This window comes from Pseudomonas sp. GW458-11-26-14-LB4 (assembly GCF_059423925.1).
Map to the genome: position 1 here is coordinate 103270 of NZ_JBWKYU010000016.1, position 16547 is coordinate 119816.

9 protein-coding genes are annotated in these 16547 nt (G+C 62.9%); 5 read left to right on the forward strand and 4 right to left on the reverse strand.

Features of this window, described 5'->3' with window-relative positions; translation table 11 throughout:
* The first annotated feature begins 148 nt into the window (after positions 1–148).
* Positions 149–2179, forward strand: a complete 2031-nt coding sequence (locus tag AC07XZ_RS20790; RefSeq protein WP_102687350.1) for a methyl-accepting chemotaxis protein — start codon at positions 149–151, stop codon at positions 2177–2179.
* 17 nt (positions 2180–2196) lie between these two features.
* Here AC07XZ_RS20790 and AC07XZ_RS20795 read toward each other — a convergent pair whose 3' ends face one another.
* Together AC07XZ_RS20795 and cra are read right to left on the reverse strand one after the other, a co-directional pair.
* Complete coding sequence (locus AC07XZ_RS20795) at positions 2197–2973, reverse strand: TatD family hydrolase (protein ID WP_102687351.1); 777 nt, start codon at positions 2971–2973, stop codon at positions 2197–2199.
* A 3-nt stretch (positions 2974–2976) separates the two neighbouring features.
* Positions 2977–3972 (reverse strand): catabolite repressor/activator, encoded by a 996-nt coding sequence (gene cra / locus AC07XZ_RS20800; protein WP_085746890.1) that lies wholly within the window; start codon positions 3970–3972, stop codon positions 2977–2979.
* A gap of 305 nt (positions 3973–4277) precedes the next feature.
* Between cra and ptsP the strand changes: the two genes are divergently transcribed.
* Genes ptsP through AC07XZ_RS20820 form a run of 4 tightly spaced genes read left to right on the forward strand, consistent with a single transcriptional unit; the run spans position 4278 to position 11426 of the window.
* Complete coding sequence (ptsP, locus tag AC07XZ_RS20805; protein ID WP_102687352.1) at positions 4278–7139, forward strand: phosphoenolpyruvate--protein phosphotransferase; 2862 nt, start codon at positions 4278–4280, stop codon at positions 7137–7139.
* Entirely contained in the window at positions 7139–8080 is a 942-nt protein-coding gene (gene pfkB, locus AC07XZ_RS20810) for a 1-phosphofructokinase (RefSeq protein ID WP_102687353.1), read from the forward strand. The genes ptsP and pfkB overlap by 1 nt, the downstream gene beginning before the upstream one ends.
* Positions 8081–8091: 11 nt before the next feature.
* Complete coding sequence (locus AC07XZ_RS20815; RefSeq protein WP_102687354.1) at positions 8092–9825, forward strand: PTS fructose-like transporter subunit IIB; 1734 nt, start codon at positions 8092–8094, stop codon at positions 9823–9825.
* Positions 9826–9884: 59 nt separating this feature from the next.
* Positions 9885–11426 (forward strand): alkaline phosphatase D family protein, encoded by a 1542-nt coding sequence (locus AC07XZ_RS20820; protein ID WP_102687355.1) that lies wholly within the window; start codon positions 9885–9887, stop codon positions 11424–11426.
* Between the two features lie 54 nt (positions 11427–11480).
* Here AC07XZ_RS20820 and AC07XZ_RS20825 read toward each other — a convergent pair whose 3' ends face one another.
* Positions 11481–14009, reverse strand: coding sequence for a PepSY domain-containing protein (locus AC07XZ_RS20825; protein WP_102687356.1), 2529 nt, complete (start codon positions 14007–14009; stop codon positions 11481–11483).
* 132 nt (positions 14010–14141) lie between these two features.
* Positions 14142–16463: a TonB-dependent receptor gene (locus tag AC07XZ_RS20830; RefSeq protein WP_102687357.1), complete on the reverse strand. Its 2322-nt coding sequence runs from the start codon at positions 16461–16463 to the stop codon at positions 14142–14144.
* Positions 16464–16547: the final 84 nt, after the last annotated feature.

A 16547-nucleotide genomic window follows, 5' to 3' on the forward strand; every position in this document is an offset into this window, starting at 1 on the left:
GTGACGAGGGGGGCAATCCCCCTCGTTAACCTTAAGTTACAAAACCTCCCTTCGATTTGAGCTATACAGAGATGGCGCCCGATAGTGGCTATCTGCTGTCGCCCCGCGCCTGCCAATAAAAACAAGAAAAAACCAAGGGAGACTTCCAGTGAAGAGCTTGCTCTATCCCGCCGTCTCGCTGATGAACCGCTTGAGCTTCGGCATGAAGTTCAGCCTGATCAGCGTGCTGTTCCTGGTGCCGATGCTGGTGACCAATTTCTATCTGGTGCGCGATTCCTACCGTGAATTCCAGGGCACCCGGGTGGAGCTGCAGAGCCTCGATCTGCTGGGCAGCAGCCTGACCCTGCGCCGGGATCTGGAAACCCTCAACAATCTGGTGCAGATCAATGTCACCCTCGGCCAGTCCGGCAAGGCCGGCAATGTCGAGGCGCAGATCACCAGCCTTGAGCAAAACGTCCTGGCGCGCCTGCAAGGGCTGACGCCCATGACGGAGGATCCGGAGCAGATCAAGTTCTTCGAGACCAAGCGCGATGAAATGATCGCCGCCTTCAAGGCCCAGCAAGCGGAAAACTCCCTGCAAAGCAAAAGTGCGCTGATCGGCAAACTGCTGGGCAATGCGCAGATTTTCAGCCAGATCGTGGCCAGTCAGGCCGGATTGAGTCGCGACAATCAGAGCGACATACGCCAGCTCAGCGAGCTGATCACCGCGACCACGCCGGCCATCACCCAGGCCTTGGGCGAAGGTCGGGCGATGGGCTCGTATTCATTGGGCCAGGGCTTTCTCAACAGTTCGTCGAGCACCCGCTTCGACGAGTTGCTGGTGCAGATCGAAAAACTTCAGGCCGAATATGGCCTGAAATTGCAGGACGCGCTGGGCTCCAGCAAAGCCGCCCGTGATTCCCTGAGTGCACCGGCCGATGCCAGCAAGGCATCGCTGAAACAGGCCGGCACACTGATCGAAGAACAAGTGGTGATGGCCGAAACCCTCGACGCTCCATGGCAGGGGTTTTATGACCAGGTCACCGGGCTGATGGACCAGACCTATCAGCTCAACGACGCCACCCTGAAATTCCTCGACACCCAATTGCAACAGCGCCTGGGGCAAAATCGTACGCACATGGTGCTGCAAGCCGTGGCGTTGTCGCTGGTGTTCGTGCTGATTTTCTATCTCTACGGTGGCTTCTATGCCTCGACCCGCGCCACCCTGAAAAACCTCGGCGCAATGATGGACAAGGTGGCGGCAGGCGACATGACGGTGAATTTCCGCGCCAACAGCCGCGATGAACTCGGCGAGTTGGGCGAAGTGTTCAACGGTACGGTGAGGAAGATCCATGACCTGATCGAACGGGTCGGCCACACCGTTGGCGAGGTCGAGCGGCAGGCGGGGCAGGTGGAAAACGTCTCGGCGCAAAGCAATCAGGCGGTCGCCGGGCAACGCACACAGATCGAACAAGTGGCGACGGCGATGAACCAGATGTCGGCAACGTCGCTGGAGGTGGCACGCAGTGCGGCGGCCGCGGTCAGCAGCGCCCACAGCGTGAACGACGAAACCATCAGTGGTCGCGGACTGGTGGAATCGCAGCAGGGCAGCATCGCGGCACTGGCGAGCGAAATCGATCAGTCGGTGCTGGTGATCAACCAGTTGGCCAGCGACAGTCAGTCGATCAGCCGCGTTCTGGAAGTGATCAAGAGCATCGCCGAACAGACCAACCTGCTGGCGCTCAATGCCGCGATCGAGGCTGCGCGGGCTGGCGAACAGGGGCGCGGTTTTGCCGTGGTCGCTGACGAAGTCCGGACGCTGGCCAAACGCACTCAGCAATCGACCGAAGAAATCGAGCAGATGATCGCCAAGCTTCACGGTGGCGTCGGTGCGGCGGTGAAGGCCATGGGCGTCAGCCATCAGATGGCCAACGGCACGGTGGGGCAGTCAGAAAAGGTCCAGCAGGCGCTGGAAAACATCCTCGGCGCTGTCGGCATGATCGTCGACCAGAATCAGCAAATCGCCGCCGCCGTCGAGCAGCAGACCGCCGTGGCCCACGACATTGACCAGAACATCGTCGAGATCAACCGTGCCGGTGAGCGCACCGCAGAAGGCGCGCATCAGACCGAAGATGCCAGCCGCGCGTTGTCGGCGCAGGTGGTCGAGTTGAAGCAATTGATCAGCGCGTTCCGGGTTTGACGTGTCCTGCCGACTGTTTACCAGTGAAACAGTTGGCAAGCGTTAGCCGTACTGGCGGCGGCCAGTTGTTCCGGATCGATGTTCATCAAAGCGGCGAGTGACGTGCAGATCGCCGGCAAATGCGCCGGCGTATTGCGCACGCCGGGGAACATGGCGGGTGCCATGTCCGGTGAGTCGGTTTCCAATACCACCGAATCCAGCGGCAAGTCGGCCAGCACCCGGTGCATGCGCAACGCCTGCGGCCAGGTTGGCGCACCGCCAAGACCCAGTTTGAAACCGAGCTTGATGTATTCCCGCGCTTCTTCACGGCTGCCTGCGAAGGCGTGAATGATGCCGGCGCGTTTGAGCTTGAAGCGCTTGAGCGTGGCGATCACCGCCGCATGGCTGCGCCGCACATGGATCAATGCCGGCAGTTCAAAATCTGCCGCCAATTGTAGTTGTGCCTCGAAAAGCGCTTGCTGGCGTTCGCGGTCGAGGGTTTCGATGAAGTAGTCCAGGCCGATTTCGCCGACCGCACACAGCTGCCGATGACCCTTCAGCCGTGTCAGCCAATCGCCCAGTGCATGCAGGTCTTCAGGCCGATGCTGATCGAGATAGACCGGATGCAATCCGAACGCAGCGTACAAATCGGCGTCGCTTTGCACCAGATCCCACACCCGCTGCCAGTTCCCCTCGTAGACCCCGAGCACCACCATTCGCCGCACCCCGAGGGCGCGGCTTTCGGTGAGCAGCGCCGCGCGGTCGGCGTCGAAGTCGGGGAAGTCCAGATGGGTGTGGCTGTCGATCAGCTCCACGGCTCAATCCCGGTGAATACGCTGCTTGAAGGTACGGGCAATGGCTTGCACGCCAGACTGATAGTCCGATTGCTCGACCGCTGCGAGTGCCAGTTCCAGCGCCTTGTCGGCGATCAACTGGTGCTGCTGGGCCATGGCGTTGACCGGCAGCGGCAGGAAGTCGAGCAACTGGGTGTCGCCGAATGTGCCGAGGCGCAGCGGACGGTTTTTTAACGGGAAGTCATGCAGCGCGTCGAACACGCCCTGCAACAGTACGTAGGACGTGGTCACCAGCGCATCCGGCAAATGCCCGAGGCGTTGCAGGAGTTCTTCCATCAACTGCTTGCCGCACTCGCGGCTGAAGGACTCGGCGTGTTCGATCAGCACTTCGCCCTTGAACCCGGCCAGGGCTTGCTTGAACCCGGCTTCACGTTCCTGGCTGATGCTCAGTTCCGGGCGGGCGCCCAGCAGCACGATCTGTTTCGGCTGCGGGTCGAGCAGGCTTTCGGTCAGGTGCAGGCTGGCTTCGCGGTCATCGCTGACCACCGAACAGAAATGCTCGGCATCCATCACCCGGTCGATGGCAATGATCGGCAGACCCTTGGCCTGCAACTGGCGATAACTGTCGTCACCGGCCGGCAGACAACTGGCGACGATCAACGCATCGCAGCGTCGGGCGCGGAACAGTTGCAGCAGTTGCCGCTCGCTGTCCGGTGCATCGTCGGAGCTGGCGATCAGCAGCTGATAGCCCCGCGCACGGGCGCCTTGCTCCAGCAGTTTGGCGATCCGCGCGTAACTGGGGTTTTCCAGATCCGGCAGGATAAAACCCAGGGTCCGGGTGTGCCGACTGCGCAGCCCGGCCGCCTGTGGATTGGGGGTAAAGCCGTGCAGATCGACCACCGCCCGCACCCGCTCGACGGTGGCGGTGCTGATGCGTTGCTGTTCGGCCTTGCCGTTGATGACGTAGCTGGCGGTGGTCACGGACACTCCGGCCAACCGCGCGATATCACTGAGTTTCAACCCGGGATTTCCTTTTTTTTCGAGCTTGCCGCGACATTTTCGCCAATCCTACCCGATTCAGGCAGGCGACCATTGTCGCAGCGCATCCGACAAGTTGGACTTCAAGGATGGGACATTATCGAGTAACGTGCCGATCAATCTAGATTAAACGTTTCAGCAAGCGTATTTTCTACGTTTTAGACGCCTTTGGCCGGTTCTGCCGTGAAACCGCCAAAACTGCCTCCTGAAAAGGATGGCCTACAGCGCCTAAGCTGCAACCATTCAAAACAATACCTGGCGCACCACCGCGCCAAAAAGGAGATCGCATGCTCGAGCTCACTGTAGAGCAGATATCCATGGGCCAGTCGGCTGTGGATAAACCCGCCGCTTTGCAATTGCTGGCCAGTCATCTGGTCGCCGATGGTCTGGTCGCCGACGGATACCTCGCCGGCCTGCAGGCCCGGGAGGCTCAGGGTTCGACCTTCCTCGGCCAAGGCATTGCGATCCCCCACGGCACGCCCGAAACCCGCGATCAGGTGTTCGCCACCGGCGTGCGCCTGATGCAGTTTCCCGACGGCGTGGACTGGGGCGATGGCCAGATCGTTTATCTGGCCATCGGCATCGCCGCCAAATCCGACGAACACCTGCGCCTGCTGCAACTGCTGACCCGCGCCCTCGGCGAGACCGATCTGGGTCAGGCCCTGCGCCGCGCGAGTTCGCCCGAAGCGCTGCTGAAACTGCTGCAAGGCGCGCCGCAAGAGCTGGCGCTGGATGCGCAGATGATTGGCCTCGGGGTTTCCGCCGACGATTTCGAAGAATTGGTCTGGCGCGGGGCACGTCTGCTGCGCCAGGCCGATTGCGTGAGCAACGGTTTCGCAGGGGTGTTGCAGCAAGTTGAAGCGCTGCCGCTGGGCGATGGCCTGTGGTGGCTGCACAGCGAACAGACCGTGAAGCGTCCAGGGCTGGCGTTCGTCACGCCGGACAAACCGATGCGCTACCTCGGCCAGCCGCTCAGCGGTCTGTTCTGTCTGGCCAGTCTCGGTGAAGCGCATCAGGCGTTGCTTGAGCGGTTGTGCGCGTTGCTGATCGAAGGTCGCGGCCATGAACTGGGCCGCGCCACCAGCAGCCGCAAAGTCCTCGAGGTGCTCGGCGGTGAGTTGCCGGCCGACTGGCCGAGTGCGCGTATCGCATTGGCCAACGCCCATGGTCTGCACGCGCGGCCGGCGAAGATCCTCGCGCAACTGGCGAAGAGTTTTGACGGCGAAATCCGTGTGCGCATCGTCGACGGTCAGGACAGCGCGGTATCGGTGAAAAGCCTGAGCAAACTGCTGAGCCTCGGCGCCCGTCGCGGGCAGGTGCTGGAAATTATCGCCGAACCGAGCATCGCCGCTGACGCATTGCCGGCGTTGCTGGCCGCCATCGAAGAAGGCCTCGGCGAAGAAGTCGAACCGTTGCCCGCAGTCAGTCAACAGCGTGAAGTGATTACGGACATTGCAGAAGTGCTGACTGCCCCGGCCTCCGGCAGTCTGCTGCAAGCGATCCCTGCCGCCCCCGGCATCGCCATCGGCCCGGCGCACATTCAGGTCCAGCAAACCATCGATTACCCGTTGCGCGGCGAGTCCGCTGCCATCGAGCGCGAGCGTCTCAAGCAAGCGCTGGCCGACGTGCGTCAGGACATTCAAGGCCTGATCGAACGCAGCAAGGCCAAGGCGATCCGCGAGATTTTCATCACCCACCAGGAAATGCTCGACGACCCGGAACTCACCGACGAAGTCGACACTCGCCTCAAGCAGGGCGAAAGCGCCGAAGCAGCCTGGATGGCCGTGATCGAGGCCGCCGCGAAACAACAGGAAGCGTTGCAGGACGCGTTGCTCGCTGAACGTGCCGCCGACCTGCGCGACATTGGCCGCCGGGTGCTGGCGCAACTGTGTGGCGTACAGACGCCCGCCGAGCCTGAGCAACCGTACATTCTGGTGATGGATGAGGTCGGCCCGTCCGACGTAGCGCGTCTGGATCCGGCACGGGTCGCGGGGATTCTCACCGCCCGTGGCGGCGCCACCGCGCACAGTGCCATCGTGGCTCGCGCGTTGGGGATTCCGGCGCTGGTCGGCGCGGGCGCTGCGGTATTGCTGCTGAAACCGGGCACGCCGCTGCTGCTCGACGGCCAGCGCGGTCGCCTGCATGTGGACGCGGATGCAGCGACCCTGCAACGCGCCAGCGAGGAGCGCGACACCCGCGAACAACGCCTGAAAGCCGCCGCCGAACAACGCCATCAACCGGCGCACACTACCGATGGCCACGCCGTGGAAGTGTTCGCCAACATCGGTGAAAGCGCCGGTGTGATCAGCGCGGTGGAGCAGGGCGCCGAAGGCATCGGTCTGTTGCGCACCGAACTGATTTTCATGGCTCATCCACAGGCGCCGGACGAGGCGACCCAGGAAGCCGAATACCGCCGCGTCCTCGACGGCCTCGCCGGTCGGCCGCTGGTGGTGCGCACCCTCGATGTCGGCGGCGACAAACCGCTGCCGTACTGGCCGATCGCCAAGGAAGAAAACCCGTTCCTCGGCGTACGCGGGATTCGCCTGACCTTGCAGCGTCCGCAGATCATGGAAGCGCAGTTGCGCGCCTTGCTGCGTTCGGCGGACAACCGACCATTGCGGATCATGTTCCCGATGGTCGGCAGCGTCGAAGAGTGGCGTCAGGCCCGCGACATGACCGAACGGCTGCGCCTGGAAATCCCGGTTGCTGACCTGCAACTGGGGATCATGATTGAAGTGCCGTCCGCCGCCTTGCTGGCGCCGGTCCTGGCCAAGGAAGTGGATTTCTTCAGCGTCGGCACCAACGACCTGACCCAATACACCCTGGCCATCGACCGTGGTCATCCGACCCTGTCCGCCCAGGCTGACGGCCTGCACCCGGCGGTGCTGCAACTGATCGACATCACCGTGCGCGCGGCCCATGCCCATGGCAAATGGGTCGGTGTGTGCGGCGAGCTGGCGGCGGATCCGCTGGCGGTGCCGGTGCTGGTCGGCCTCGGTGTGGATGAACTGAGCGTCTCCGGGCGCAGCATCGCCGAGGTCAAGGCGCGCATCCGCGAACTCAGCCTGACGCAATCGCAAACCCTTGCTCAACAAGCCCTGGCCGTGGGCAGCGCCAACGAAGTGCGCGCATTAGTGGAGGCCCTGTAATGGCCAAGATTCTCACCCTGACCCTCAACCCGGCGCTGGACCTTACGGTGCAGTTGCCACGTCTGGAGGCCGGTCAGGTCAATCGCAGCGACGAGATGCATACCCACGCCGCCGGCAAGGGCGTCAACGTCGCACAAGTGCTGGCCGACCTCGGTCATGAACTGACGGTCAGCGGCTTTCTCGGCGAAGACAATCTGCAAGCCTTCGAAACCCTGTTCGCCAAACGTGGCTTCACCGATGCGTTTATCCGGGTGCCCGGCGAAACCCGCAGCAACATCAAGGTCGCTGAGCAGGATGGACGCATCACCGACATCAACGGCCCGGGGCCGGTGGTCGGCGTAGTGGCGCAACAGGCGTTGCTGGATCGACTGGTGCAGATCGCGCCGGGGCATGACGCGGTTGTAGTTGCGGGCAGCTTGCCGCGCGGAGTCACTGCACAGTGGTTGCGCGAACTGGTCGGACGCTTGAAAACGTTGGGCCTGAAAGTCGCTCTGGACACCAGCGGCGAAGCTTTGCGCGCAGCGCTCAAGGCCGGTCCATGGTTGATCAAACCGAATACCGAAGAGCTGGCCGATGCGCTGGGTTGTGAAGTGGTGTCCCACGCGTCTCAGGCTGAAGCGGCCAATCGGTTGCACGCCCAGGGCATCGAGCATGTGGTGATTTCCCACGGCGCCGACGGTGTGAACTGGTTCAGCGTCGGCTCGGCGCTGCATGCGACGCCGCCGAAAGTCAGCGTCGCCAGCACGGTCGGGGCCGGCGATTCGTTGCTGGCCGGCATGCTCCACGGTCTGCTCAGCGCCGACACGCCGGAGCAAACCCTGCGCACGGCCACCGCGATTGCGGCGCAGGCGGTGACCCAGATCGGTTTCGGTATTCACGATGCCGCGCAACTGGCGCAGCTCGAACAGGGCGTGCGCGTGCGCCCCCTGACAGAACAATAAGAGGGTTTGTCATGAAGTTAGCCATTGTCACGGCCTGCCCGAACGGCATGGTCACCAGTGTGCTGTGCGCCCGGCTGCTGGATGCCGCGGCCCAGCGTCAGGGCTGGAGCACCAGCGTCGAAGTGGTGGACGCGGCGCACCCGGAACGTGAATTGTCGGCGGCCACCATCGAGGCTGCCGAGTGGGTGTTGCTGGTGGCCACGGGACCGGTGGACATGACCCGGTTCATCGGCAAGAAAGTCTTTCGGATTGCACCGGCGCAAGCCCTGCAGGATGTCGAAGAAGTACTGCGGCGTGGCGCCGTCGAGGCCGAGGTTTACGTCGCTGCCGAAGCGCCGCCGGTGGTTGCCAGCGCGCAAGCGCCGCGACTGGTCGCGGTCACTGCGTGCCCGACCGGCGTCGCCCACACCTTCATGGCCGCCGAAGCCTTGCAGCAGGCTGCCAAGCGTCTGGGCTACGACCTGCAAGTCGAAACCCAGGGCTCGGTCGGCGCGCGAAATCCGCTGAGTGCGGCAGCCATCGCCGAGGCTGACGTGGTGCTGCTGGCGGCCGATATCGAAGTCGCGACCGAGCGTTTCGCCGGCAAGAAAATCTATCGCTGCGGCACCGGGATTGCGTTGAAGCAGTCCGAAGCCACGCTGAAAAAAGCCCTGGCCGAAGGCAAGCAGGAAAGCGCTGCGAGCGACGGCAAGGCCCCGGCCAAACAAGAGAAAAGCGGCGTCTACAAACACCTGCTGACCGGTGTGTCGTTCATGCTGCCGATGGTGGTGGCGGGTGGTCTGATGATCGCCTTGTCGTTCGTGTTCGGCATCACCGCGTTCAAGGAAGAAGGCACGCTGGCGGCGGCGCTGATGCAGATCGGTGGCGAGACCGCGTTCAAATTGATGGTGCCGTTGCTGGCCGGTTACATCGCCTGGTCGATTGCCGACCGCCCCGGACTCGCGCCGGGCATGATCGGTGGTTTGCTGGCGAGCACCCTGGGCGCCGGTTTCATTGGCGGGATCGTTGCCGGTTTTATCGCAGGCTACGCGGCCAAGGCGATCAGTCGTTATGTCGCGTTGCCGCAAAGTCTGGAGGCGCTGAAGCCGATTCTGATCATCCCGTTGTTCGCCAGTCTGTTCACCGGACTGGTGATGATTTACGTGGTCGGCAAACCGGTGGCCGGGATGCTCGCGGCGCTGACGCATTTCCTCGACAGCATGGGCACCACCAACGCGATTCTGCTCGGTGTGCTGCTGGGCGGCATGATGTGCGTCGATCTCGGCGGGCCGATCAACAAGGCTGCGTATGCATTCTCGGTGGGGCTGCTGGCCTCGCAGAGTTACGCACCGATGGCCGCGACCATGGCCGCCGGCATGGTGCCGCCGATTGGTCTGGGCATCGCCACGTTCATCGCCCGGCGCAAGTTCGCCCAGACTGAGCGCGAAGCCGGTAAAGCGGCGCTGGTGCTCGGGTTGTGCTTCATCTCCGAAGGGGCGATTCCGTTTGCCGCGAAAGACCCGTTGCGGGTGATCCCGGCGAGCATTGCCGGCGGTGCGTTGACCGGTGCGCTGTCGATGTATTTCGGCTGCAAGCTGATGGCGCCGCACGGTGGGCTGTTCGTGCTGGCGATTCCGAACGCGATCAACCATGCGCTGTTGTACCTGCTGGCGATTGTCGCGGGCAGTCTGCTGACGGCGGTGGTGTACGCGCTGGTCAAGCGGCCGGAAGCCGTGGAGCTGGCGCTGGAGCCCGCGAAGGCGTGAGGTGTCACACCCCTTTCATCTAGCAGTGCTTAAGTTTTCCTTTTTTCAGGGAGAACACCATGAGCGATTTCAATCCCGGTCGCCGGCGCGTGATGCAAGCCGTCGGTGCCGGACTGCTGATGCCGGGGCTGGCGCCGGCCGTGATCGCGTCGGTCAAGGATCGACCGCAACTCACTGACGGCGTGCAATCCGGCGACTTGCAGGGCGACCGGGCGATGATCTGGAGCCGCGCCGACCGCCCGGCGCAGATGGTGGTGGAGTGGGACACCCGCAGCCAGTTCCGCCATCCGCGCCGGGTCGTCTCGGCACTGGCCGATGCCCGCAGCGATTTCACCGCTCGCGTCGAACTTACCGGGCTGCCCGCCGATCAGGCGATTTTCTACCGCGTGTATTTCAAGGACGCCCGCACCGGCGTCGCCAGCGAACCGTGGCTCGGTCACTTGCGCAGTGCACCGACCGCGCGGCGCAATATCCGCTTCGTGTGGAGCGGCGACACCGTCGGCCAGGGCTTCGGCATCAACCCCGATATCGGCGGCATGCGCATCTATGAAGCCATGCGCATGCGCCTGCCGGACTTCTTTATCCACAGCGGCGACACCATCTATGCCGACGGCCCGGTGCCGGCGCAACTGACCACGGAGGGTGGCCGGATCTGGCGTAACCTCACCACGGAGGCCAAGAGCAAAGTCGCCCAGACCCTCGACGATTATCGCGGCAATTACCGCTACAACCTGATGGACGAAAACGTCCGCCGCTTCAATGCCGAAGTGCCGCAGATCTGGCAGTGGGACGACCATGAGGTGGTCAACAATTGGTCGCCGGGCAAACAGCTCGACGAGCGTTATCAGGAAAAAAATATCCACACCCTGGTCGGTCGTGCGCGCCAGGCCTGGCTCGAATATTCGCCGATGCGTTTGCAGGCAGCCGATGGCGGCGGGCGGATCTATCGCAAGCTCAGTTACGGGCCGATGCTCGATGTGTTCGTGCTCGACATGCGCAGTTATCGCGGCGCCAACGATGACAATCTCGGGGCGGAAAAACCGTTCCTCGGGCGTGAGCAACTGAACTGGCTCAAGCGCGGATTGAAGGCCTCTAAAGCCCAGTGGAAAGTCATCGCCGCCGACATGCCGATTGGTCTTGGCGTGCCGGATGGCGAGGTCAGTCCCGGTGTTGCGCGCTGGGAAGCGGTCGCCAACGGCGACCCTGGCCCGGCGCAGGGACGTGAGCTGGAAATCGCCGAACTGCTGGGCTTTTTGCGCGCGCAGCAGGTGCGCAATTTCGTGTTCCTGACGGCGGACGTGCATTACTGCGCGGCGCATCACTATCACCCTGATCGCGCGGCGTTCCAGGATTTCGAACCATTCTGGGAGTTTGTCGCAGGACCGTTGAACGCCGGCAGTTTCGGACCCAATCCGCTGGACAAGACCTTTGGCCCGCAAGTGGTGTTTCACAAAGCGCCCCCGACGCAAAACGCTTCACCGTTTGCCGGTTTTCAGTTTTTCGGAGAGGTGAATATTGATGGGCAGAGCGGGGAGATGAGCATGGTGTTGCGGGATCTGGAGGGTGTTGCGGTGTTCGAGCAGAAGTTGCAGCCGGTCTGAATGCAGCGCTGAATCTGTGGGAGCAAGGTTGCTCCCACAGTGACCCAAGGTGAATCAGTAAACGTCGCGGCGATAGCGACCCTGTTCGATCAGGCGTTCGACTTCAGCGGCGCCCAGCACTTCATTGAGCACCTGATCCACGCCCGACGCCATGCCTTGAAGGCTGCCGCAGATGTAAATCACCGCACCGTCCGCCAGCCATTTCTTCAACTCGCCGGCCGATTCGCGCAGACGATCCTGCACGTAAATCTTCTCGGACTGATCCCGCGAGAACGCCAGATCCAGGCGTTCCAGATCGCCATTGATCAACCACTCTTCCAGCTCCGCACGGCAGAGGAAATCGTGCTCGCGATTGCGCTCGCCAAACAGCAGCCAATGACGCTGCTGATTGTCGGCGATCCGCGCCTTGAGCAAGCTGCGCAGCCCGGCGAGGCCAGTGCCGTTGCCCAGCAGGATCATTGGCACCGGAGCGTTCGGCAGATGGAAACCGCTGTTGCGGCGGACCCGCAGGCTGATGCTGCCGCCGACCGGAGCATGCTCGGTCAGCCAGCCGGAACCGATGCCGAGGCTGCCGTCGGCGTGTTGTTCCTGACGCACGATCAGCTCCAGCACGCCGTCGGCGGCAATCGAGGCGATCGAGTACTCGCGCATCGCCAGCGGCACCATCGCATCGACCAGCGCCTGAGCGTGCAGGCCCACCAGATGTGCGCGATGCTCGGGCAGCTGGCGGGTGGCGAGGGCGACCTCCAGCGACTCTTCCAGGCCGTTGACCTTGACGCTGGTTTCACCACGGATGCCGAGGCCGTCGAGGAAATGCTCGATCGCCCACGGGCAGTTGCGTGGCAGTACTTCCACCAGATCGCCGGCCAGCCAGCTGCGGGAGGTCGGCGCGGTCAGGCCGAGCAGGAAGACGGGGGATCCGCTGCTGTCCGGGTTCATCAGGTCGCGGCGCACCAGCGTCCAGTTCTCGTAGCTCGGCGCCTGCCAGGTGTCGACCGGCGCTTGCCCGGTGAGCAGGCCAAGCTGGGTCTGCCAGTGACGCAGGGCGTAAGGATCGCCGCTGTCGACTTCCACCGGGGCGAACAGGGTCTTGCCGCCGTGTTCGCCCAGCCATTGATGCAGGCGTCGGGCGAAACCGCAGAAGTGCTGATACTGACGGTCGCCGAGGCCGAGCACCGCGTAATTGAGGCTGTCGAGGGTCGAGGCGTTCTTCAGCACTTCGCGCTCGAAACCGCGAGCGCTGTCCGGCGCTTCGCCGTCGCCGAAGGTGCTGACCACGAACAGCGCGTTGTTCGATTCGCGCAGATCCTGCTCGCTGACATTCGCCAGCGGCTGCACCTTCACCGGCAATCCGGCCGCCTGTAACTGGCCGGCGGTCTGCCACGCCAGTTGCTCGGCAAAACCGCTCTGGCTGGCGAAACCGATCAGCCACGCCGGTGTATCGCCGGCCGGTTGGTCGAGACCCTTGCGGGCATCCTTGATCTGCTTTTTCTTGCGGCGGCGATCCAGATACAGCAACCAGCCGGTGATGAAGAACAGCGGCATCAACACCGCCGCGACGGTGACGATGATCCGTCCGACCAATCCGAAATAGCTGCCGACATGCAGCGCGTAAATGCTGGTCAGCAATTGCGCCTTGAAGCTCTTGTCGGCGTAGCGGTCGACGCGTTTGACGACGCCGGTGGCCGGGTCGAGGGTGATCTGGTTCAGCGCGCGGTCATGGGGCGAGCTGTCGAGTAGATAGAACACGGTCGCCGGTTGGCCGGCCACCGGCGGCATGCGGATGTTGTAGGAGGCGAGGCCCGGGCCTGCGGCGCTGTAGATGCTGACCCACATCGCGGCGTAATCGGCAGTCGGCGCCGGACCTTCGGGGGCCGGGCCACGACCGCCGCGCACGCGCTCGTTTTGCGGCGCATCGGAAAGCAATTTGGTCAGGCCCTTGTTGTACCACTCGTAGGACCAGGACAGTCCGGTCAGTGCCAGCAGCAGGTAAACCAGCATGCACCAGGTGCCGAACACCGAGTGCAGATCCCAGTTGAAGCTGCGGCCCTTTTTCTTCCAGTCGAGGGTCAGCCACACGCGCCAGCTGTTCCACTGGCGCGGCCAGCGCAGGTACAGGCCGGACAGGCAGAAGAACAGCAGCATCAGGGTGCAGGCCCCGGTGATGTTGCGACCGGTATCGCCCATGGCGAGAAACCGGTGCAGTTGCAGCATCAGGCCGAAGAAGTCCTGGCCGGTGGCATCGCCCTTGAACTCGGCGGTGTAGGGATCGAAGTAGCGCATCTCGCCCCGGCGCTCGCCTTTGGGCGGGGTGAACCAGACGCGGCCGGCGCTGCCGCTTTCGGTCTCGACCGAGAGCATCGAGACTTTCTTGCCCGAGGCCGCTTCGATCTGCGCCACCAGGTCGGCGGGCGGCAGGACGCCAGCGACCTGTTTCTCGACCTGCAACACGGAAGGGTTGAGGGCGTTGAGAATTTCGTCCTGAAACGAATAGGCAGCGCCGGTGATGCCCATCAGGGCCAGCACCAGCCCGGCAGTGATGCCAAAAAACCAGTGCAACTGGAACAGGGTTTTCTTCAACACGTCGCTTGCCTTGTCCGTTCGGAAATTGTGTTCACGGCGTGCATTATGCCGTGGCCTATCGAGAAACGTTCTTTATTACGCACAAAAGCCCCGCTCACATGAATGAACGGGGCCCGGTACTTCCCTCTTCGATCAGAAGTGGAAGTTGGTGCTCAGCAATGCCGTACGGCCCGCCGCCTGGTTGGCGAAGTGAGTCGAGAAGGCCTTGTCGTAATAGGTTTCGTTGGTCAGGTTCTGCACGTTCAGTTGCAGGTCGACGTTCTTGCTCAGCTTGTACGCAGCCATCGCGTCGTAGCGAACGTAGGAATCGACCATGGTGGTGTTGGCCACGCTGCCGAACACGTCATCCACGTAGAACGCACCGCCACCGATAGTCAGCTTCGGCGTGACCTGGTAAGTGGTCCACAGGCTGGCGCTGTTTTTCGGCGTGTTAGGCAGCTCGTTGCCGTTGTTGGCCTTGTTGGCCGGCAGGTCGCCACCGTCAACCTGTTCGCTGTCCATGTAGGCGTAACCGGCGAACACTTGCCACTTGTCGGTGATCTTGCCGCTGGCGGACAGCTCGATACCTTGAACGCGGGTCTTGCCGGCGTTTTCGTACGAGGTGGTATCCACCTGGACACGCGCGTTTTCTTTCTCGGTGCGGAAGATGTCGGCGGTCAGCGACAGGCGATCGTTCAGCAGATCCCACTTGGTACCGATTTCGTAGTTCTTGGTGGTTTCCGGCTCCATGTCGCTCTTGAGCAGGTTGCCGTTGCGATCCGGCGTGCCGCCCAGCGGGTTGCCTTCCTGACCTTCACCCAGGGTGTTGCCCGGCGGAGTGGCCGAGGTGGCGTAGGACGCGTAGATGCTGCCGTTCTCTGCCGGCTTGTAGACGATGCCGAGCTGACCGGTGACGAACTCGCTGGTGTCAGAACCTTTGGAGGTGGTGTTGCCGGCGGCGGTGTAGGTCTTGTAGCCGGTTTCGAAGTGGTCGTAACGCAGGCCCATGTTCACCAGCCATTGCTCGGACAGCTCCAGGGTGTCGAACGCATACAGCGCGTAGGTATCGGACTGGGTGTCGGTGCCGGCGTAGTTGCGCGAGATTGCGCCGTTCCACGGATCGTTCGGGTTCGGGTTCGACAGCGAGGTGCAATTGTAGCCGCTGGCAGCACCGATCAGGCCCGGGTTGCAGTTGGTGGTCACGGCCGAGGTGCGCGGCGTGGTGTCGGTGTTGACGTTGTACGAGGATTTGCTGCTTTCCTCACGGGTGTATTCGACACCGGTGGAGAAGCTGTTCTTGAAGCCGGCGAGGTAGAAGTTGCCGAACAGGTCGGTCTGGTTGGTGGTGGTCTCGGTGTTGCTCACGCGAGTGTTCGCGCGACGCCAGACGCTGCCGTTGTTCACGTTGCCTTTGCTGTCGTCGGGCTGGGTCAGGATGTAATCCTGCATGCTGGTGCCGTGACGCAGGGTGTTCTTGATCGTCAGCGAGTCGCTCAGGTCATGCTCGATGGCGAAGGTCGCGGTGTCGGTGCGGCCCTTGCGGAAGTCGCGATCCAGACCGTAGAAGTTGCTGTGATCGCCGCCGGCGTACGGCTTGTCCGGGTTGGACTTGGTGCGCGCCGCCGAGCCACCGGCCGGAATCGTGTAAGGGATGCCCGAGTCCGGGGTGTCGTTGCTTTCGAGATGGTAGTAGTCGAGGTTGACGCGGGTGTCGGTGCCCAGGCCGAAGGCAAGGGACGGCGCGATGCCCCAACGGTCGTAGTCGACTTTGTCGCGACCGGCGACGTTGCTCTCGTGGCTCATCAGGTTCAGACGGCCGGCAGCGGTGTCGCTGAACTGGTAGTTGCCATCCATCGTGTAGCGTTGGGTCTGGTCGGAGCCCCAGGTGAAGCCACCGTCGAACGAGTTGCCCAGGTGCGCTTTCTTGCTCACCAGGTTGATGCTGCCGCCAGCTGCGCCGCGACCGCCGATGGCGGAGTTCGGGCCCTTGCTGACTTCGATGTTTTCCACGGCGAAGATTTCGCGGCTCTGGGAACCGGTGTCGCGCACGCCGTCTAGGTAGGTGTCGCCTTGGGCGTCGAAACCACGGATGAACGGACGGTCGCCCTGCGGGTTGCCGCCTTCACCGGCACCGAAGGTGATGCCCGGCACGGTGCGCAGCGCGTCCTGCATGTTCAGGGCGCCGGTGTCCTTCAGGACTTGTTGCGGGATAACGGTGACCGAGCGCGGGGTATCAACCAGTGGCGCGGTGTACTTGGGCGAGGAGGCTTTCTCGACCTGGTAGGACGTCGAGTCCTGGGCTTCGCCGGTGATGGCGGTGGCGTCCAGGGCGATGGCATTGCCGGTGGCTTTGCTGTCGGTTTTTTCGGCGGCGAACACCATGTGGCCTGCGGAGCCGGCGGTGATTGCCACGCCGATGGCGGAAGCGAGCAGACGTGGTGAACTGACCGGTACTTGTGCTGGTTGACGTGCCATTTTTATTCCCCTCCCCAAGGATTTGAGGCGGCGGAATATAGGGTAAACAGGTATTCGTATCAATTGCGAAACATTACTATTCGC